At 47.2% G+C, this 528-nt stretch carries 2 tRNA genes and 1 rRNA gene; all 3 read right to left on the bottom strand.

What is annotated here, in order from left to right:
• Positions 1–210: 210 nt before the first annotated feature.
• Positions 211–286: transfer RNA gene (locus TU82_RS27385), tRNA-Ala, on the bottom strand.
• Between the two features lie 30 nt (positions 287–316).
• Positions 317–393, bottom strand: a tRNA-Ile gene (locus TU82_RS27380).
• A gap of 82 nt (positions 394–475) precedes the next feature.
• Positions 476–528 (bottom strand): 16S ribosomal RNA (locus tag TU82_RS27375); the annotation flags it as partial.

The following is a 528-nucleotide window of genomic DNA, read 5'->3' as shown; positions in this document are numbered from 1 at the left end:
ACATTCGCCGAAAATTCGAATTTCTCGATTAAGAGAACTCACAAATTTTACCTTAGCCTGAGCCGTTACCAGTGAAAGTAACGGTCAGTCTATCTTTCTATCACATACCCAAATTTTTAAAGAACGAACTAGTCAAAGACTAGAAATCAACATTCACCATCACAACGATGGAATGCTCATTTCTAAGCTTTCTACAAACAGAAGCAGTAGTGGTGGAGCCAAACGGGATCGAACCGTTGACCTCCTGCGTGCAAGGCAGGCGCTCTCCCAGCTGAGCTATGGCCCCGTATTTCTACAGGCGTTTCCCACACAAAATTGGTGGGTCTGGGCAGATTCGAACTGCCGACCTCACCCTTATCAGGGGTGCGCTCTAACCAACTGAGCTACAGACCCAATTTCGGGCTGCTTCTTTTCGTCTTCTTCAATGAATCAAGCAATTCGTGTGGGAACTTATGGAGCAGCTGATGTCGTCGATTAAGGAGGTGATCCAGCCGCAGGTTCCCCTACGGCTACCTTGTTACGACTTCA

This window comes from Pseudomonas orientalis, assembly GCF_001439815.1.
In the GTDB taxonomy this organism is placed as follows: domain Bacteria; phylum Pseudomonadota; class Gammaproteobacteria; order Pseudomonadales; family Pseudomonadaceae; genus Aquipseudomonas; species Aquipseudomonas orientalis.
Note: the sequence above shows the minus strand (reverse complement) of the source record. Positions and strands in the feature narration are given on the sequence as shown.